The sequence below is a fragment of the Vibrio mediterranei genome (assembly GCF_900088415.1).
Taxonomy (GTDB): domain Bacteria; phylum Pseudomonadota; class Gammaproteobacteria; order Enterobacterales; family Vibrionaceae; genus Vibrio; species Vibrio mediterranei.
This window is the reverse complement of sequence record NZ_FLLQ01000008.1, coordinates 75627-93554: the sequence shown is the minus strand read 5'-3', so window position 1 is coordinate 93554 and position 17928 is coordinate 75627. Positions and strand designations below refer to the sequence as shown.

Genomic DNA, 17928 nt, shown 5'->3' with positions numbered 1-17928 from the left:
ATGAGACATATCATTTCACTACTAATGGAAAACCAACCGGGTGCACTTTCTCGAGTGGTAGGTTTGTTCTCTCAACGTGGTTATAACATCGAGTCACTCAACGTATCACCAACAGATGATGAAACCCTATCTCGTCTTAATATCACGACTGAGTCAGACGAAATGGAACTTGAACAGATTCAAAAGCAGCTCCACAAACTTATTGATGTTCTAAAGGTTCAAGAAGTAACTGAATTTGACCATATTGAGCGTGAGCTGATGATGGTGAAAGTAAAAGCCAGTGGTTTCGCTCGTGCGGAAGTAAAGCGTACTGCAGATATTTTCCGTGGTCAGATTGTTGATGTGACGGCTTCTCAGTATACCGTGCAACTCGCGGGCACCGCAGAGAAGTTGGATGCTTTTGTTTCAGCACTTTCTGAAGTGACTGATGTGGTGGAAGTTGCTCGAAGTGGTATCGTAGGTATTGCCCGTGGTGAGCGAGCACTTAAGCCATAGAGAGTTAAAGACGCACCACAGATATTAAAAAAGCGAGCATTAAGCTCGCTTTTTACGTTTAAGGACTTTAACCTTCTATTTCATGAAAAGGTGCAGGCTCTTCAATGATTGGTCTCATTTCTTCTTCAGGTTCGGCATTTTTAACCGGAGCTTCTGGCTGTTTTGTTTCTTCAACTGGAGCCTCGGTATTGAGTTTGTCTTGCTGCTCACTAAATTGGAAAGCGCGAATAACTTGGTTTACCCCAGAGACGTTACGAGCGATTTCAGTGGCAACATCTGCATGTTCTTTAGAAACATAACCGAGTAAGAACACTTCTTTGTCTTCAGTGATGACTTTAACTTTTACACCGTTAAGGCGCTCATCGGTCAGCAACGCTGATTTCACTTTTGTCGTTAACCAACTGTCATTACTGACACTCGTGAAGCTGATCGGATCTTTAATTCGAATTTGGTTATAAACTCGTTTAACACCTTTTAAGCCTTTGACTTGCGCTTCAAGTTGGTTGCTTAGTGCTTGAGTCTTGGCTTGTCCCATCAGAACCACGGTACCGCGTTGAGAACTTGCAACCACGCGTACTTGGCCTACGTAGGGGGCTTTATTACTCATCCCCGCAACTTCGGATTCTAATGAGTTATCGTTCCAAATTTCTTTTGTGGTTCGAGTATCAGTCACTAAATTGACAGTGGTTGCAGCGCCAGCGACAAACAAGCCCGCACATCCAGACAACATGATGCTAACCAATAGCAAAGTCAGAACTTTGTACATCTTCATGGTATTACTCTTCGTGGGAAGGGAACAGAACTTGGTCAATAAGATCGCATAAGCAATGCAGAGTTACCATATGCACCTCATGAATGCGTGCGGTTCTGTGAGATGGGATACGGATTTCAACATCATTCTCACCCAGCAGACCTGCCATTTCGCCGCCGTCCTTACCAGTAAAGGCGATGATGGTCATATCTCTAGTTACTGCGGCTTCCATCGCTTTGATGACGTTTTTACTGTTACCACTGGTAGAAATCGCAAGCAATATATCTCCAGCCTGACCAAAGGCGCGTACTTGCTTGGCAAAGATATCTTCAAAGTTATAGTCATTTGCTACTGCCGTCATAGTGGTGCTATCGGCAGTTAGAGTCATAGCGGGTAAGCTGGGACGTTCAGTTTCGAAGCGGTTCAGTAAACAAGAGACAAACTGTTGGGCGTTGGAAGCTGAGCCGCCATTACCACAGCAAAGAATTCTGTGACCGTTGAGTAGTGTTGCTACCATGGCTTGTGCAGCGTGGGTAATAACGTCAGGAAGCGCTTCTGCAGCCGCAATTTGAATTTGAATACTTTCAGTGAAACTTTCTTTAATGCTATCGCGCATGGTTATCCTTGAGTGATCGCGTTCTTTATCCAGTTAATGTCATTGCCTTGCTGATGAATGGCAACGACATCGAATCGAAAATCAGTATCGTAAGGCGATAAGCCGTTTTGCAGCAACCAAAGGGTGGCGGCTTTTTGAAGCTTTCGTGCTTTAGAGGGCGTCACCATCTCTTGAGCTAAGCCATACTGAGTGCTTTGACGATACTTTACCTCGACAAAGACAAGAGTGGAACCGTCTTGCATGATGAGGTCCAACTCACCGCATTTAGCGGTGTAATTCTCCGCTAAGGCTACCAGACCTTGTCGACCTAGATAGTCCTTAGCGAGAATTTCGTAGTTTTTGCCAACCGCTCTTTTATTGGCTGATCGGTTGTTCCACGGTAGCAGTGCCATCCGTACCTTCTTCCGTGTTAGGCGCTTGTGTCTCAGAGGCTTCCGTTACTTGAGTTGGCTTTTGACCATATACACCCCATGAAATTTGGCGCTGTACAACACAGTCAGAATCAACGCTCAATGTGCCAGTTTGGCCATCTACAGAATAACCTTGAACGGCTTTTAACTGCGGTAACTCTTTAGTTAATGAGTAAGCATCCATTCCCAATGCTTGCAGACGTTTCTCTGCATTCGAGCTCTTCGGCCAGAACTTGGTCATTTGTGCGTCAAGCTGAGGATCTTGGTCAATCAGCAGAGGGATATCACTGTAGACTACGCCAGTGAGATCCTCGTATTGACGTTTACTAGTGTGGCTGTGTGAATCAGCAAACAATTGAGGTTGCTTCGCATCTGGGTTAATCGCCACTTCAATAAACGGTTTGATCAACGTCAGATCTGCACTGTTAGCAACAATGTAAACAGAGTCAATATCACGGCGGCTACGTGGTTGATTCTCTAGCTTCATGCCTGTCAACGCTTCCATCTGGGCAATGCGTTGCTGACTTTGCTGAAGACCGAATACATTATTGATGGTTTTTTGCAGCTGAGCGCGATTTCCATATTGTGCAATAGCCACTTTGTTGTCACTGACTTTTGCCCACTCTTCTTCAAATGCTTTCACTACGCGGTCACCGAGGTTGCCTCTTGGTGCTAGGACTAGAGGATACTCATAGTTACCTTCAGAAAGATGAGCAGCGGCTTGCGCCACTTCTTGCTCTGGGGAAAGCGTTAGGTAACACATCATTTGTGATGGCTCTAACTCGCTAGGAATATTGAGTGCGAGTGCTGGAATTGGCGTTTCAGATTGTTTTTGTGCTTGCTGCAGTTTCTCAACGTTTTCTTTGATAAGTGGGCCAACAATGAAGTCCACTTCATTGGCAATTAGTTGTGCCTTGATATCTGCTGGAGCTGTTTCATTAGTATCGATAACGGTAAAAATCGCTTCTGGGTTGCGCTGCTCATCGTCCATCATTGCCATCATAAACCCATCACGAACCAGCTGCGCTTGTTTCGCATATTTGCCCGTTAATGGAAGCAACAGTGCAGTGCTGTGAGGCGTCGTGATCTCTAAACTTAAAATGTCTAAGATACTTTGCGGGGTATATTCAGCAGCGGGATGGTCTGGGTTCTCGGCCAACCAGTTCTTTAAGGTATTTTGTAGCTGTGGAAGGCTACCACCTAGTGCTTTCATATAAGTTGCAAGCTGTAACCAGCCATCAAGAACTTCTTCTTTAGGTTCTGCGACTAGGGTTGAAAGCTGCTCAGCAGAATACTGGTTGAGGTTATTCCAAATCTCATCATTGATGCCTTGCTGCTCTTCGCGTGGAGCGAAACCTGACATGGCAATCAATTCTCGGCTAGCCTCAAAGTAGCGGCCTAATTGGGCCAGACTTTGCGCTCTTAACTCGTAGTAACGTTGCCATTGCTGTTGGGCAAGAGGCCATTCCGCAGGGAAGTTCAGTTGTAGATACGCATCCTGTGCATTGCCTTGCGCTAGGTTAAGCTCGGCACGAGCTAACTGCCATTCTGCTTGCTGAATAACGGTTAGGTTTTGTTTGGCTAGACGATTAGAAAGTCGCTTAGCTTGTTCGTAGTTGCCTTCTTGAATCGATGCTTTGAACGCTAGAATTAGCCATTCATTAGCAAAACCACCTTGATCGGCATCGGCACGCATTAAGTACGTTTCAGAAGATGCGGTTGGAGCAAGGGTGATATCAACACTCGTTGGGGCGCTTGGCTGAGTAGAACAAGCGGCAATGGACAAAGCCAATGCAATTGGAGTCAGTAGGCGTGTTACACTATTTCTCTTTGGGTTCATCATTGCCATGAGCTCTTTAATCACTATTCGTGTAAAATCATTATATTAATCGTTGAAGTGCTGGTAAACAAATGACAAGCAACAAAACCACTTATATTGAGCAACCAACGCTCTTTATTGTACCGACTCCTATTGGAAATCTCGGTGATATCACACAAAGAGCGCTCGATGTCTTAAACAGCGTCGATATTATTGCTGCTGAAGATACTCGTCATACGGGTAAACTTTTATCGCACTTCAATATTCAAACTAGGACATTTGCGCTCCATGATCACAATGAGCAGCAAAAAGCACAAGTTTTAGTCGATAAATTGTTAGCGGGCGAATCCATCGCATTGGTTTCAGATGCGGGTACGCCACTGATCAGCGATCCAGGGTACCATTTAGTGTCTCAATGTCGTCAAGCGGGCGTTAAAGTTGTGCCATTACCTGGTGCGTGTGCCGTAATAACTGCCTTGAGCGCCTCAGGTCTACCATCTGATCGATTTAGCTTTGAAGGTTTCTTGCCTGCAAAAAGCAAAGGTCGTAAAGACAAGTTTATGGAAATCGCTAAGGCAGAGCGTACCTGTATTTTCTATGAGTCACCACATCGAATCACTGAGTCGTTGGCAGATATGCTTGAAGTTCTTGGTCCGGAGCGTGAAGTTGTATTGGCACGTGAGCTGACAAAGACTTACGAAACCATACAGGGCCTGCCATTAGGTGAATTGGTTGAATGGATTGAAGAAGACGAAAACCGCAAGCGCGGTGAGATGGTTTTATTGATTCATGGATACCGCGAACCCGTGACGGACACGCTACCAGACGAGGCGACTCGAACCTTAGCGATCTTAGTTAAAGAGCTGCCATTGAAAAAAGCTGCGGCAGCGACGGCAGAGATTTATAACCTGAAAAAGAACGCATTATACAAATGGGGTTTAGAAAACCTTGAGTAATTGCTCGCGCTCCGCTACAATCCGCGCCCTGAAGTTGACTGGATAGTCGCTGCTTCGTTGACGTCCCCTTGAGCTTGTCTTGGGGGAGACTGACGGAGGGGAGGAACGTCCGGGCTCCACAGAGCAGGGTGCCAGGTAACGCCTGGGGGGCGTGAGCCCACGACAAGTGCAGCAGAGAGAAGACCGCCGATGGCTCCATTTCTTCGGAAGGAGCACAGGTAAGGGTGAAAGGGTGCGGTAAGAGCGCACCGGACGACTGGTAACAGTTCGTTGCAAGGTAAACTCCACCCGGAGCAAGACCAAATAGGCTTCCACATTGCGTTGCTCGCGTATGGAGGCGGGTAGGTTGCTCGAGCCAGTGAGCGATTGCTGGCCTAGACGAATGGCTATCACCGCTTCGGCGGATACAGAACCCGGCGTACAGGTCAACTTCACCTATTATAAAAAAACCCATTACAAATTGATTTTGTGATGGGTTTTTTGCTTTTTTATCACCTATCTTTACGTTAGGCTGAACTTAACCAGATGACGTTACTGAAGGAAATCAGTACACTTGTCTACTTTGCCTTTAGCAACTCTCGAGATCACCAATGAGCGAATCATTCCAACACATTTCGGTACTACTTCATGAATCTATCGATGGCTTAGCCATTAAACCTGACGGTATCTATATCGATGGGACGTTTGGACGTGGTGGTCACAGTCGTCAAATTCTTTCACAATTGGGTGAAAATGGTCGCCTTTATAGTATTGACCGAGATCCTCAAGCGATTGAAGAAGCGGGTAAAATCGATGACCCACGATTCACCATTATTCACGGCCCGTTTTCTGGTATGGCAGAATATGCGGAGCGCTATGATTTAGTTGGTAAAGTTGACGGTGTGTTGCTGGACTTAGGTGTCTCTTCACCACAACTGGATGATGCGGAACGTGGTTTTAGCTTTATGAAAGATGGCCCACTGGATATGCGCATGGACCCAACATCAGGTATGCCGGTTTCTGAATGGTTGGCTCAGGCTGAGCTAGATGATATCACTTGGGTTATTCGTGAATTTGGTGAAGATAAGCACGCTCGTCGAATCGCTAAAGCGATTGTTGCTCATCGTGAAGATGAAGAGAAAGAGCCACTTACTCGCACAGGCCAGCTAGCGAAGTTAATTTCTGACGCGGCACCAAAAAGCTTCAAAGAGAAGAAGCACCCAGCGACACGTTCATTCCAAGCGTTTCGTATCTATATCAACAGTGAACTTGAAGAGATCGATACTGCTCTAAAAGGAGCGGCAAGCATTCTAGCACCAGAAGGTCGTTTATCTGTTATCAGTTTCCACTCGTTGGAAGATCGCATGGTAAAGCGTTTTATGCGTAAAGAAAGTAGAGGCCCTCAAGTGCCTCACGGTATTCCAATGACGGAAGATCAAATTCGTGCCTTGGGGAGTGCAAATCTAAAAACAATTGGTAAAGCACTTAAACCATCCGATCAAGAAGTTGAAATGAACACGCGATCACGCAGCTCTGTACTTCGAGTTGCAGAAAAACTGTAGCGGACAAGTGGATGTCTAACGAGCCAAAACACAACTTAGCCAAACTCATCGGGATAGATATCATAACGGTGGGTCGAGTTCCTTTAATGGTACTGCTATTAATATTCGCGTCAGCGATGGGGGTCGTCTTTGCTACTCACCATACTCGCCAGGCAATAAACCAAAAAGATGTGGCGCTCCAAGAGCGTGAAAGGCTTGATAATGAATGGCGCAACTTACTTCTTGAAGAAAATGCGTTGTCTGAACATAGTCGAGTCCAAGCGATGGCAAAGCAAGAACTGGATATGAAGCGTCCTGATGCTGACAAGGAAGTAGTGGTTTCCCTGAAATGAAAGGCAAAAAAGTTGTAAAACCCTCCAACAAGAAGAAAAGTACACAAACTGCGGAAGCTCCAACGCTGATTGCATGGCGCTTTCGTCTCATCTTAGGTTGTGTGTTATTAATCTTCACTGCACTGGTAGCCAGAATCGGCTATATCCAAGTTATCGAACCGGATAACTTAATCAAGCAAGGTGATTTACGTTCGGTTCGCGTTAAAGCACTTCCCTCTGCCCGCGGCATTATTTCAGATCGCAATGGCGAGCCCTTGGCGGTCAGCGTTCCAGTTCAAGCGGTATGGGCAGATCCTGCTACGATATTTAAAGATAATGGTTTGGCAAAACTTGACCGTTGGCATGCCCTAGCGGATGTACTCGGTCTTGACCGACAGGCCCTTATCAATAAGATTGAGAAAAACAAAACTCGCCGCTTTATCTATCTGCAACGCCAAGTCAGCCCTGCAATGGCAAAGTACATCAAAGAGTTAAAACTCTCGGGAGTTGGACTGAAAGCTGAATCTCGCCGCTATTACCCTGCTGGTGAAGTCAGCGCGCACTTAGTTGGGGTCACTGGCATTGATGGTCATGGTCTCGAAGGGGTGGAACGCAGCTATGATAAATGGCTGACAGGTGAGGCGGGTAAACGCATTATTCGTAAAGACCGTTATGGTCGAGTCGTAGAAAATATCTCTCTAGAGGAGCGCGAAGAGGGTAAGCCGCTCGAACTTACTATTGACCAGCGTTTGCAAGCGATTGCTTATCGCGCAGTAAAACAAGCCGTTGCTGATTACCGCGCGACCTCAGGCAGTGCAGTGATTATCGATGTGAAGACTGGCGGTGTGTTGGCTATGGTCAATGCACCATCATACAACCCTAATAATCGCTCCTCTCGTCAATCCTTTACCATGCGTAACCGAGTGATAACCGATGCGATGGAACCAGGTTCGACTGTTAAACCGTTTGTTGTGTTAGCCGCTTTAGAAGCGGGTGTAGCCGATGAAAATACCGTGATTGATACCGGTAATGGCATCATGCAAATTGGTGGGAGTCGCGTTCGTGATACTTCAAAAGTTGGTAAGGCTAACTTGGCGAAGATTCTTCAAAAGTCCAGTAACATCGGTGTGGCTAAGCTTGCGTTGGAAATGCCACTGCAAGAACTATTGGGAATGTATAGTTCGATCGGTTTTGGCCAGCTTTCTGGGTTGAACTTAGTCGGTGAAACCACCGGTATTTTCCCTAACCGTCGCCGTTGGTCTCAATTTGAAATTGCTACACTTGCCTTCGGCTATGGTATTTCGATTACTCCACTGCAATTAGCGCATGCCTATGCGACATTAGGTAATGGCGGGTTGTATCAACCAGTGCATATTATCGAGAATAACCAGCAAGATTTATCGAAGCAGGTCATAGACCATCACTACGCGGTTGAAGTATTACACATGCTAGAAGCGGTAACTCAACCTGGTGGTACAGCGACGCGTGCTGCCGTTCCTGGGTATCGTGTTGCAGCCAAAACAGGTACATCACGAAAAGCAGCCGCTGGTGGCTATAGTGACGAATACGTGGCAATTACTTCGGGTGTTGCTCCTGTGAGTGACCCTCGCATTGCGCTTGTTGTGGTGATTAACGAACCACAAGGTGATCAGTATTATGGTGGTGCTGTTGCAGGCCCAGTATTCTCAGAAATTATGAAAGGCTCGCTGCAAATATTAAATGTAGCACCTGATGAAAATCAGTTTCAAAAATAGGTGAAAACAATGTTGACCTCTTTGACATTGGCAAAACTGCTAAAACCTTGGATTAGCGAAATGGAAAGCTCAGTGAGCTACTTGTCACTTGATGACATAGTCGTTTCCAATTTGGAATTAGATAGCCGGGCTATTAAACAAGGCGATAGCTTCGTCGCGATCATTGGTCATACTGTCGATGGCCGTCTGTTTATCGAAAGAGCAGTGCAAGCAGGCGCTACGTCTGTGCTAGCTCAAGCAGACAGTGAGCATAAGCATGGCGAAGTGACCTATATTGGTGAAGTGCCAATTATCCATCTCTACCAACTCGACACGCTGCTTTCTGTCATCGCGGCACGCCTATATCAATATCAGCAACAAGTCATTGGTGTAACTGGGACGAATGGCAAAACCACCATCACCCAGCTTATTGCTCAATGGATTGATTTACTCGGTGATAAAGCCGCTATTATGGGCACGACGGGCAATGGCTTCTTAGATCAGCTTGAAGAGGCAAAAAACACCACAGGCAGTGCCATTGATGTACAGCGAATCTTAGCAAAGTTAGATCAGCAAGGTGCGAACTATACAGCGATGGAAGTGTCTTCTCACGGCTTAGTTCAAGGTCGCGTTGCCGCTGTGCCATTTAAGTTAGGTATTTTTACCAATCTGAGCCGTGATCATCTCGATTATCATGGCACAATGGAAGGATACGAAGCCGCGAAGAAGCTCCTGTTTACCGGCCATCATTGTGAACATGCGGTTCTCAATATTGATGATGTCGTTGGTCGCCGTTGGTTGACGGAACGAAGTGATGCCATCGCGGTGTCTGTGGAAGGACGTCAAGAAGGTGAAAGAGGGCTGTGGGCAACAACAGTAGAATACAGCGATAGCGGAATCTCACTTGAATTCGATGGTTACTTTGGGCAAGGCAATCTGCATGCACCACTGATTGGTCAATTTAACGCTAGCAATCTCATGTTGGCGTTTGCGTCGTTATTAGCGCTTGGCTTTGATATCGAACATCTGCAACAAACTGCGCCGAAACTGCAACCAGTGCTTGGCAGAATGGAACTATTCCAATCCACCAATAAACCTAAAATAGTTGTCGACTATGCTCACACTCCCGATGCTCTTGAAAAAGCGCTGTTGGCGTTGCGAGTACATTGTGAAGGTAAACTTTGGGTGATTGTCGGCTGCGGTGGTGATCGAGATAAAGGTAAACGACCAATGATGGCGGCGATCGCTGAACGCTTAGCTGACCACGTTATTCTTAGTGATGATAATCCTCGAAGTGAAGACCCTGCTGCTATTGTCGAAGATATGTTGGCCGGTATGAGCCAACCGCAAGCTGCTATTGTTGAACACAAACGGTTTGATGCGGCGCGGGTGGCGATGAACCAAGCTGAGGCATCGGACATTATTTTACTCGCCGGTAAAGGTCATGAAGACTATCAGGTTGTTGGTACCGAAACGGTGCATTACTCAGACAGAGAATCGGCCGCAACATTATTGGGACTTACATTATGATTGCATTAACACTATCTGACATTGCCAATATTGTTGAAGGTACGCAGAGTGGCGGTGAGGTTCAAATCCTAGAAGTCACGACAGATACTCGTGCGATTCAGTCTGGAGCACTGTTTATTGCGTTAGTCGGTGAGCGCTTTGATGCTCACGATTTTTGCCAGCAAGCTGCTGATAAAGGTGCCGCCGCACTTATTGTTGAACGTCAACTGGATATTGATATTCCGCAGGTTATCGTAGCAGATAGTAAAGTTGCACTTGGCTTATTAGGAGCTGAAGTGCATCGTCGTTGTGGCACAAAAACTCTTGCCATTACTGGTAGCTGTGGCAAAACCACAGTAAAAGAGATGGTGGCGAGTATCTTATCTGGCCTTGGACAAGTGCTCTATACGGCTGGCAACTTCAATAATGATATTGGCGTCCCACTGACATTACTTCGCAGCACACCACAAGATGACTTTTCTGTTATCGAACTAGGTGCGAATCATATTGGCGAGATTGCTTACACCACGGCGCTGGTGAAACCTGATATTGCCATGGTTAATAATGTGGCAGAAGCGCACCTAGAGGGCTTTGGTTCTCTTGATGGCGTGAAAACTGCGAAAGGTGAAATTTACCAGGGTCTCACAGCCAACGGGACAGCGCTGATCAATCTCGATAGCCAAGGTGAGTCGATTTGGTCAGAAGTTTTACAAGATAAAAACCTTATAACGTTCTCTAAACAAAACACTAACGCCGATTTTTATGGCTCTGACATAGCGATGTCATCAGAGGGCTATCCGTTATTTACACTGCACACACCTATCGGCAATGTCGAATTGCAGTTGTCATTGCTAGGTGAGCATAATGTGGCGAATGCCGTTGCTGCCAGTGCTTTGGCGATTCAATGTGGTGCGACCTTAGAGCAAATCAAAATAGGTTTGCAATCGCTAAGTAAGGTTAAACGTCGAGTTGATGTCGAAAAACTTACTGAGCACATTACCTTAATTGATGACAGCTATAACGCCAGTGTGCCTGCGATGAAAGCGGCGGTTGACTTACTTGCACAGTTTAAGCAAGGGCAGCGCTGGTTGATTCTGGGTAATATGGCAGAATTGGGGCATGAAAGTCTTGCACTTCACAAAGAAGTCGGACAACATGCTGCTCCTTTCGCATTTGAACATGTTTTGACCTATGGTGAAGATGCGAAGGTTATCAGTGACCTATGTGGTGGTATGCATTTTCAGAGTCACGACAGCATGCTTGAATATATCGAGCGCAATTTAACACAGCTAAACCAGACCTCTCATACCTTATTGGTGAAAGGGGCACTAAGTGCAGGCATGTACACCATTGCTAATGCACTGAAGGAGACTTACACATGATTATTTGGCTTGCGGAATTACTACAGCCATACTTTTCTTTTTTTCGACTGTTTGAATACCTGTCATTCAGAGCCATAGTCAGTGTGTTAACCGCTTTAGGGTTATCCTTATGGATGGGACCTAAAATGATTGCCCGCCTGCAAATGCTGCAAATCGGTCAAGTTGTTCGTAACGAAGGTCCTGAATCGCACTTTAGTAAGCGCGGAACGCCAACCATGGGCGGCGTGATGATCTTGTTTGCGATTACATTAACAGTGTTGCTGTGGTCTGACTTAAGCAACCCTTATATCTGGGCTGTATTGGTTGTTTTACTTGGCTACGGTGCAGTGGGTTTTGTCGACGATTATCGCAAAGTTGTTCGTAAGAACACAGACGGTTTGATTGCTCGTTGGAAGTATTTTTGGCAGTCAGTTATTGCTCTGTTCGTGGCTTTCGCTTTATATGCTCATGGACAAGATACAGCTGCAACTCAATTGGTTGTGCCGTTCTTCAAAGACGTGATGCCGCAGATGGGACTGTTTTATATCGTCTTCACCTATTTTGTTATTGTAGGCACAAGTAACGCTGTAAACCTAACGGATGGCTTGGATGGCTTGGCTATTATGCCAACAGTGCTTGTCGCGGCGGGTTTTGCGGTTATTGCTTGGGCAACAGGTAACGTAAACTTCGCTAACTACTTACATATTCCTTATATCCCATATACCTCTGAGCTGGTCGTTGTATGTACCGCAATGGTAGGGGCTGGCCTTGGCTTCCTTTGGTTTAACACGTATCCAGCGCAAGTGTTTATGGGTGATGTTGGCTCACTGGCTCTTGGTGGTGCACTTGGTGTGATTGCGGTGTTGGTTCGTCAAGAGTTCGTGCTTGTTATTATGGGTGGCGTGTTTGTAATGGAAACGCTGTCGGTTATTCTTCAGGTTGGTTCATACAAACTGCGTGGCCAGCGTATTTTCCGTATGGCACCTATTCATCACCACTACGAGCTGAAAGGCTGGCCGGAACCACGTGTTATTGTTCGTTTTTGGATTATTTCAATCGTACTAGTTCTTATTGGATTAGCCACTCTTAAAGTACGTTAGAAACGCAGTAGGACAATCAGTTCATGGATTCTTGGCAAGACATAAAGCAAGTCGTTGTAGTTGGGCTCGGTATTACCGGGCTCTCTGTCGTTAATCATGTTAGTAAAAACCATCCAGACGTGACTGTTCGTGTGATGGACAGTCGGGAGAACCCTCCCGGTGCTGAGCAGTTGCCAGAAGGTGTAGAGCTGCATGCTGGAAGCTTTAATACTGAGTGGTTGAGTCAAGCAGACCTGATTGTTTGCAACCCTGGTATTGCTTTGGCAACACCAGAAATTCAGCAAGCACTGGACAAAGGTATTCGCGTTGTTGGCGATATCGAACTGTTTGCGTGGGCAAATACCAAGCCTGTTATTGCTATTACGGGCTCTAACGGTAAAAGTACAGTGACCGATCTAACAGGGGCAATGGCCAAAGCTGCGGGTATCAACGTCGGTGTTGGCGGTAATATTGGTGTTCCTGCTTTAGATTTGCTGGAACTGAATGCTGACTTGTATGTCCTAGAGTTATCTAGCTTCCAACTCGAAACAACCTACTCACTAAAAACCAAAGTATCGACATTTTTGAATCTGTCCGAAGATCATATGGATCGCTACTATGGGATGGAAGACTATGCGCAAGCGAAACGACGTATTTTCTTCAATGCTGAATATGCTTTGGTGAATCGTGATGAGCCAGAGACTTCCCCTGAGCATGCCGAACTTCCTGTAGCAACGTTTGGTTTCAATGAGCAAGACTTCGGTATGCGTGAAATCGACGGACAAGTCTGGCTAGTCGATAACGGTGAAACCATTATTTCCACCGACCAGCTTCGTTTGGTTGGCAAGCACAATTGGTCTAATGCGCTGGTGGCCTGCGCACTGCTCAAACTGAGCGATATCGACTACCGAAAAGGTTTGGCGTGTTTGGCTGAGTACACTGGTTTGAGTCATCGTTGCCAAGTGGTTGCAGATGAAAAGGGCGTCAAGTGGGTGAATGATTCTAAGGCTACTAACGTGGCGAGCACACTTGCAGCGTTATCTGGCTTAACCTTAGCGGGTAAACTGTATCTTTTGGTGGGTGGTGTTGGTAAAGGCGCTGATTTTTCTGAGTTAGCCAACCCCCTGTCTGAGCTGAATGTGAAGTTGTGCTGTTTTGGGAGAGATGGTGAGGAGTTCATGACTTTGCATCCATCGGCGGTTCGATATGACACGCTCAATAATGTCCTAGCCGACATTACACCCGAACTGCAAAAGGGTGATATGGTTATGTTATCTCCAGCTTGTGCAAGCTTTGATCAGTTTGCCAATTTTATGGCTCGTGGATATGACTTTACTCAGCTGGCTCAGCAATTTTCAAAACAAGTTAGTTAAACGGACTCGCTACTATGTTCCATCAATTTCGACAAAGGGTAACAGGTTGGTTCTCACAGCCAGCTCCTGATGCCCTCTATGATAGACAGTTAGTGTGGTTAGCGTTTGCATTGATGATTACCGGTTTGGTCATGGTAACATCGGCTTCTTTTCCTATTAGTTCAAGACTCACTGACCAACCATTCCACTTTATGTTTCGACATGCGATTTTCTTGGTGCTAGCGCTTGGGACATCGTCTATTGTTCTGCAAGTACCAACGGAAAAATGGTTTCGTTACAGTACTTATTTGCTTGCGTTGTCGATATTTCTTCTGGTCGTCGTATTGGCCGTCGGGAAGTCGGTTAATGGTGCCTCGCGCTGGATCCCTCTTGGGCTCTTTAACTTGCAGCCCGCTGAAGTCGCTAAATTGTCGCTGTTCATTTTCATGTCGAGCTATCTAGTTCGCAAGCAAGATGAGGTAAGGCAATCCTTCTTTGGCGGCTTTATCAAACCTATCATGGTGTTTACTACCTTTGCTATTTTGTTGCTTGGTCAGCCTGACTTAGGAACCGTGGTGGTAATGTTGGTGACCCTATTTGGTATGCTGTTTATAGCGGGTGCAAAGCTGTCTCAGTTTATCGCGTTATTGGTGGCTGGTGTCGGTGCGGTTATTGCCCTGATCTTGGTGGAGCCCTATCGTGTTCGCCGAGTGACATCTTTCCTTGACCCATGGGAAGATCCTTTCGGAAGTGGCTACCAGCTAACACAATCGTTGATGGCGTTCGGCCGTGGTAATTTGATGGGGCAAGGGTTAGGCAACTCGGTGCAAAAACTGGAGTACCTGCCTGAAGCACATACTGACTTCGTATTTGCAGTTTTAGCTGAAGAGTTGGGTTTTATTGGTGTGCTTTTTGTGTTGATGTTGGTGTTTGCTTTGGTGATTAAAGCGCTGTACATCGGCAAGCGTGCCTTTGAGAAGAAGCAACTATTTGGAGGCTATCTCTCTTTTGCGATCGGAATTTGGTTTGCTTTTCAAACGTTAGTCAACGTTGGTGCTGCTGCTGGTATGGTTCCTACCAAAGGTTTGACATTGCCCTTAATCAGTTATGGTGGTTCCAGTCTTATAATTATGTCCGTTGCGGTGTCGATACTGCTACGTATCGACCATGAATGCCGTCTGTTACCAGACATAGATGAACCTACACCTCAGGAAGCGCCTCCTGAGAAAGATAAGAAAAAAGCCAAAGATGAAAAAGAATAAACGTTTGATGGTGATGGCTGGTGGTACTGGTGGTCACGTGTTCCCAGGGCTTGCTGTTGCGCATCGACTACAGGAACAAGGTTGGGAGATTCGCTGGTTAGGAACGGCTGATCGTATGGAAGCCGACTTGGTTCCAAAGCAAGGTATTGAGATCGATTTCATTAAAGTGAAAGGTCTACGAGGACAAGGAATTACCAAGCTTATTAAAGCGCCATTTCAGATATTTAGCGCTATATTACAGGCTAGAAAGCACCTAAAAAAATGGCAACCGGATGCCGTGCTAGGCATGGGTGGTTATGTGAGTGGCCCTGGTGGTATTGCGGCTTGGACCATGGGTATTCCAGTTGTATTACACGAACAAAATGGTGTAGCGGGATTAACCAATCAATGGTTGTCGAAAATTGCCAGGAAGGTATTTCAGGCGTTTCCAGGTGCATTTCCCAATGCTGAAGTAGTTGGGAACCCAGTAAGACAAGATTTAATTGATACTGAAGAACCGCAACAGCGACTTGAAGGCCGCGAAGGTGATATTCGTATTCTTGTCATGGGTGGCAGTCAAGGTGCACGTATTTTAAACCAGACGTTACCTCCAGTAATGGCAGAGCTTGGTTCAGGCTACATAATCCGTCATCAAGCAGGTAAAGGTAATAGCGAAGAAGTGGCTGAGCTATATCGCTCCAATGCAGTTGACAATGCAGACGTTACTGAGTTTATCGACGATGTTGCCCAAGCCTATCGCTGGGCTGACCTAGTAATTTGTCGCTCTGGTGCTTTGACTGTCTCTGAACTAGCGGCGGTCGGCGTAGGCGCCATATTTATTCCATTTATGCACAAAGATCGGCAGCAAGCGCTTAATGGTGATCACCTAGTGCACAGTGGCGCTGCCTATATGATTGAACAGCCGGATTTAACGGTAGAAAAATTGGCGCAACAAGTAAAACAGCTCGATCGACTGCAACTGCTAGAGCTTGCGAAGAATGCACGAAAAGCCGCTAAACTTGATGCAGATACACGCGTCGCCCAAGAAATTATCGAATTAACAAAATAGATTGACGAGATTTAATCCATGACACAGCAACATACTCAAGACCTAGCACAAATACGGGCCCTGATACCTGAAATGAGACGAGTGAAGTGTATTCACTTTGTCGGAATTGGTGGTGCTGGCATGAGTGGTATCGCAGAGGTACTGCTTAATGAAGGCTATCAGATTACCGGCTCAGATCTTGCTGAAAATGCTGTGACAGAGCGTCTGACTCAAAAAGGTGCCACTGTCTATATTGGCCATCAGGCGAGTAATATTGAAAACGCAAGTGTGGTAGTGGTGTCTACGGCTATCGATCCAGAAAACCAAGAATTAGTTGCTGCAAAAGAGCTGAGAATTCCTGTAGTTCGCCGTGCTGAAATGCTAGCGGAACTGATGCGTTTTAGACATGGTATCGCGGTGGCTGGTACGCACGGTAAAACCACTACGACCGCACTGGTTACTCAGATTTATTCGGAAGCTGGAATGGATCCGACGTTTGTTAACGGTGGCTTGGTAAAAAGTGCTGGTACTAATGCTCGATTAGGATCAAGCCGAATATTGATCGCTGAAGCGGATGAAAGTGATGCGTCTTTCCTTCACCTGCAACCGATGGTGAGTATTGTGACTAATATTGAAGCTGACCATATGGATACCTATGGTGGTGACTTTGATACGCTAAAACAAACCTTTATCGATTTCTTACATAACCTGCCTTTCTACGGTCAGGCGGTGATGTGTGTTGACGATCCAGTGGTTCGTGAATTGATTCCAAGTGTTAGTCGTCAAGTGATTACTTATGGTTTTTCTGATGATGCAGATGTGCGAATCGAGAACTATCGTCAAGACGGTCAGCAAGGTAAATTCACGGTTGTCAGAAAAGGCCGAGAGAACTTAGAGATTACTCTGAATATTCCAGGTCAACATAATGCTCTTAATGCAGCGGCGGCGATTGCTGTCGCAACGGAAGATAACATTGCCGATGAAGCTATCGTTAACGCTATGTTAGGGACTGAAGGTACTGGCCGACGTTTTGAACACCTTGGTGAGTTTGAAACTGGTAACGGTAAAGTGATGTTAGTGGATGACTACGGTCATCACCCAACAGAAGTGGATGTTACGATTAAAGCGGCGCGCAATGGCTGGGCTGAAAAACGCTTAGTGATGATTTTCCAACCTCATCGATATAGTCGTACTCGCGATTTGTATGATGACTTTGCCAATGTGCTGGAACAAGTTGACGTTTTAGTGATGTTGGATGTTTACTCGGCAGGAGAGGCGCCGATTGCTGGGGCTGATGGACGCTCACTATGTCGTACTATTCGTACAAGAGGTAAGTTGGATCCTGTTTTTGTTCCAGACGTGAATGCGTTACCATCTGTTTTATCGAATCTTTTGCAAGAAGGCGACCTTCTTCTGACGCAAGGTGCTGGTGATATCGGTAAAGTAGCCAGAAAGCTTGAGCAGATGAAGTTAGATATCCAGCTAATGCAGAATAGTTAGCAACGTCAGTTCAATTAGTAAAAAACTTAACTGTTCGACCGAGCTATCGAGAATTTTGATCGCTTAGTCGAACATTTTTGTTATTTCAATGTGTAAAAGCCGATATTTCTTAGGTTCAGTGTTTGATAGTTTGATATTCATTAGTATAATCCTAAGGTTAACAATATTAGATTAGACTCTTATTCCACTATCTTAAGGAAAGGCGA

The 17928-nt window shown here is 45.9% G+C and carries 16 protein-coding genes and 1 other RNA gene; 13 read left to right on the top strand and 4 right to left on the bottom strand.

The features are described 5' to 3' along the window. Positions 1–495 carry an acetolactate synthase small subunit gene (ilvN, locus tag VME0621_RS20285; RefSeq protein WP_006072691.1) on the top strand — a complete coding sequence of 165 codons (495 nt, stop codon included), beginning with the start codon at positions 1–3 and terminating at the stop codon, positions 493–495. 67 nt (positions 496–562) lie between these two features. On the opposite strand, the gene VME0621_RS20280 is transcribed toward ilvN, so the two are convergent. Genes VME0621_RS20280 through VME0621_RS20265 form a run of 4 tightly spaced genes read right to left on the bottom strand, consistent with a single transcriptional unit; the run spans position 563 to position 4121 of the window. Further along, a complete protein-coding gene (locus VME0621_RS20280; protein ID WP_171392134.1) occupies positions 563–1261 on the bottom strand; it encodes a BON domain-containing protein in 699 nt (232 codons plus the stop codon). 10 nt (positions 1262–1271) lie between these two features. Next, positions 1272–1862 carry a phosphoheptose isomerase gene (locus VME0621_RS20275; protein ID WP_006072694.1) on the bottom strand — a complete coding sequence of 197 codons (591 nt, stop codon included), beginning with the start codon at positions 1860–1862 and terminating at the stop codon, positions 1272–1274. Positions 1863–1864: 2 nt separating this feature from the next. Next, a complete protein-coding gene (locus tag VME0621_RS20270) occupies positions 1865–2254 on the bottom strand; it encodes a YraN family protein (protein ID WP_038224001.1) in 390 nt (129 codons plus the stop codon). Beyond that, positions 2217–4121: a penicillin-binding protein activator gene (locus VME0621_RS20265; RefSeq protein ID WP_231892980.1), complete on the bottom strand. Its 1905-nt coding sequence runs from the start codon at positions 4119–4121 to the stop codon at positions 2217–2219. The genes VME0621_RS20270 and VME0621_RS20265 overlap by 38 nt, the downstream gene beginning before the upstream one ends. A 62-nt stretch (positions 4122–4183) precedes the next feature. Here VME0621_RS20265 and rsmI point away from each other — a divergent pair, with 62 nt between their 5' ends. From rsmI to murC, 12 genes are all read left to right on the top strand, one after another. Beyond that, the gene (rsmI, locus tag VME0621_RS20260) at positions 4184–5047 is read left to right on the top strand and encodes a 16S rRNA (cytidine(1402)-2'-O)-methyltransferase (RefSeq protein ID WP_006072698.1); all 864 of its coding nucleotides are present in this window, start codon (positions 4184–4186) and stop codon (positions 5045–5047) included. A gap of 30 nt (positions 5048–5077) precedes the next feature. After that, positions 5078–5484: RNase P RNA component class A (gene rnpB / locus VME0621_RS20255), an RNA gene on the top strand. A gap of 153 nt (positions 5485–5637) precedes the next feature. Then, positions 5638–6588 carry a 16S rRNA (cytosine(1402)-N(4))-methyltransferase RsmH gene (gene rsmH, locus VME0621_RS20250; protein ID WP_006072702.1) on the top strand — a complete coding sequence of 317 codons (951 nt, stop codon included), beginning with the start codon at positions 5638–5640 and terminating at the stop codon, positions 6586–6588. Between the two features lie 11 nt (positions 6589–6599). Beyond that, positions 6600–6920 carry a cell division protein FtsL gene (gene ftsL, locus VME0621_RS20245; protein ID WP_006072704.1) on the top strand — a complete coding sequence of 107 codons (321 nt, stop codon included), beginning with the start codon at positions 6600–6602 and terminating at the stop codon, positions 6918–6920. Next, entirely contained in the window at positions 6917–8653 is a 1737-nt protein-coding gene (locus VME0621_RS20240; RefSeq protein ID WP_006072706.1) for a peptidoglycan glycosyltransferase FtsI, read from the top strand. Before ftsL ends, VME0621_RS20240 begins: the two co-directional genes overlap by 4 nt. 9 nt (positions 8654–8662) lie before the next feature. Beyond that, positions 8663–10162: a UDP-N-acetylmuramoyl-L-alanyl-D-glutamate--2,6-diaminopimelate ligase gene (gene murE, locus VME0621_RS20235; RefSeq protein WP_062459877.1), complete on the top strand. Its 1500-nt coding sequence runs from the start codon at positions 8663–8665 to the stop codon at positions 10160–10162. Then, positions 10159–11523, top strand: a complete 1365-nt coding sequence (locus VME0621_RS20230) for a UDP-N-acetylmuramoyl-tripeptide--D-alanyl-D-alanine ligase (RefSeq protein WP_038223997.1) — start codon at positions 10159–10161, stop codon at positions 11521–11523. Before murE ends, VME0621_RS20230 begins: the two co-directional genes overlap by 4 nt. After that, positions 11520–12602 (top strand): phospho-N-acetylmuramoyl-pentapeptide-transferase, encoded by a 1083-nt coding sequence (mraY, locus tag VME0621_RS20225; protein WP_062459874.1) that lies wholly within the window; start codon positions 11520–11522, stop codon positions 12600–12602. Before VME0621_RS20230 ends, mraY begins: the two co-directional genes overlap by 4 nt. A gap of 23 nt (positions 12603–12625) precedes the next feature. Further along, on the top strand, positions 12626–13954 hold the full coding sequence (murD, locus tag VME0621_RS20220) for a UDP-N-acetylmuramoyl-L-alanine--D-glutamate ligase (protein WP_062459872.1): 1329 nt from the start codon (positions 12626–12628) through the stop codon (positions 13952–13954). Positions 13955–13968: 14 nt separating this feature from the next. Then, positions 13969–15195: a cell division protein FtsW gene (ftsW, locus tag VME0621_RS20215; protein ID WP_038223992.1), complete on the top strand. Its 1227-nt coding sequence runs from the start codon at positions 13969–13971 to the stop codon at positions 15193–15195. Further along, positions 15182–16243 carry an undecaprenyldiphospho-muramoylpentapeptide beta-N-acetylglucosaminyltransferase gene (gene murG, locus VME0621_RS20210; protein ID WP_062459870.1) on the top strand — a complete coding sequence of 354 codons (1062 nt, stop codon included), beginning with the start codon at positions 15182–15184 and terminating at the stop codon, positions 16241–16243. Before ftsW ends, murG begins: the two co-directional genes overlap by 14 nt. An 18-nt stretch (positions 16244–16261) precedes the next feature. Beyond that, positions 16262–17722, top strand: coding sequence for a UDP-N-acetylmuramate--L-alanine ligase (gene murC / locus VME0621_RS20205; RefSeq protein WP_006072717.1), 1461 nt, complete (start codon positions 16262–16264; stop codon positions 17720–17722). The last annotated feature ends 206 nt before the right edge of the window (positions 17723–17928 follow it).

What these genes read in the sequence shown, in the direction of transcription:
- ftsL (WP_006072704.1), top strand. Translation starts at nt 6,600, where the DNA reads ATGTCTAACGAGCCAAAACACAACTTAGCCAAACTCATCGGGATAGAT.
- mraY (WP_062459874.1), top strand. Translation starts at nt 11,520, where the DNA reads ATGATTATTTGGCTTGCGGAATTACTACAGCCATACTTTTCTTTTTTT.
- rsmH (WP_006072702.1), top strand. Translation starts at nt 5,638, where the DNA reads ATGAGCGAATCATTCCAACACATTTCGGTACTACTTCATGAATCTATC.
- VME0621_RS20280 (WP_171392134.1), bottom strand. Translation starts at nt 1,261, where the DNA reads ATGTACAAAGTTCTGACTTTGCTATTGGTTAGCATCATGTTGTCTGGA.
- VME0621_RS20240 (WP_006072706.1), top strand. Translation starts at nt 6,917, where the DNA reads ATGAAAGGCAAAAAAGTTGTAAAACCCTCCAACAAGAAGAAAAGTACA.
- ilvN (WP_006072691.1), top strand. Translation starts at nt 1, where the DNA reads ATGAGACATATCATTTCACTACTAATGGAAAACCAACCGGGTGCACTT.
- VME0621_RS20230 (WP_038223997.1), top strand. Translation starts at nt 10,159, where the DNA reads ATGATTGCATTAACACTATCTGACATTGCCAATATTGTTGAAGGTACG.
- VME0621_RS20270 (WP_038224001.1), bottom strand. Translation starts at nt 2,254, where the DNA reads ATGGCACTGCTACCGTGGAACAACCGATCAGCCAATAAAAGAGCGGTT.
- VME0621_RS20265 (WP_231892980.1), bottom strand. Translation starts at nt 4,121, where the DNA reads ATGGCAATGATGAACCCAAAGAGAAATAGTGTAACACGCCTACTGACT.
- ftsW (WP_038223992.1), top strand. Translation starts at nt 13,969, where the DNA reads ATGTTCCATCAATTTCGACAAAGGGTAACAGGTTGGTTCTCACAGCCA.
- murC (WP_006072717.1), top strand. Translation starts at nt 16,262, where the DNA reads ATGACACAGCAACATACTCAAGACCTAGCACAAATACGGGCCCTGATA.
- VME0621_RS20275 (WP_006072694.1), bottom strand. Translation starts at nt 1,862, where the DNA reads ATGCGCGATAGCATTAAAGAAAGTTTCACTGAAAGTATTCAAATTCAA.
- murE (WP_062459877.1), top strand. Translation starts at nt 8,663, where the DNA reads ATGTTGACCTCTTTGACATTGGCAAAACTGCTAAAACCTTGGATTAGC.
- murD (WP_062459872.1), top strand. Translation starts at nt 12,626, where the DNA reads ATGGATTCTTGGCAAGACATAAAGCAAGTCGTTGTAGTTGGGCTCGGT.
- murG (WP_062459870.1), top strand. Translation starts at nt 15,182, where the DNA reads ATGAAAAAGAATAAACGTTTGATGGTGATGGCTGGTGGTACTGGTGGT.
- rsmI (WP_006072698.1), top strand. Translation starts at nt 4,184, where the DNA reads ATGACAAGCAACAAAACCACTTATATTGAGCAACCAACGCTCTTTATT.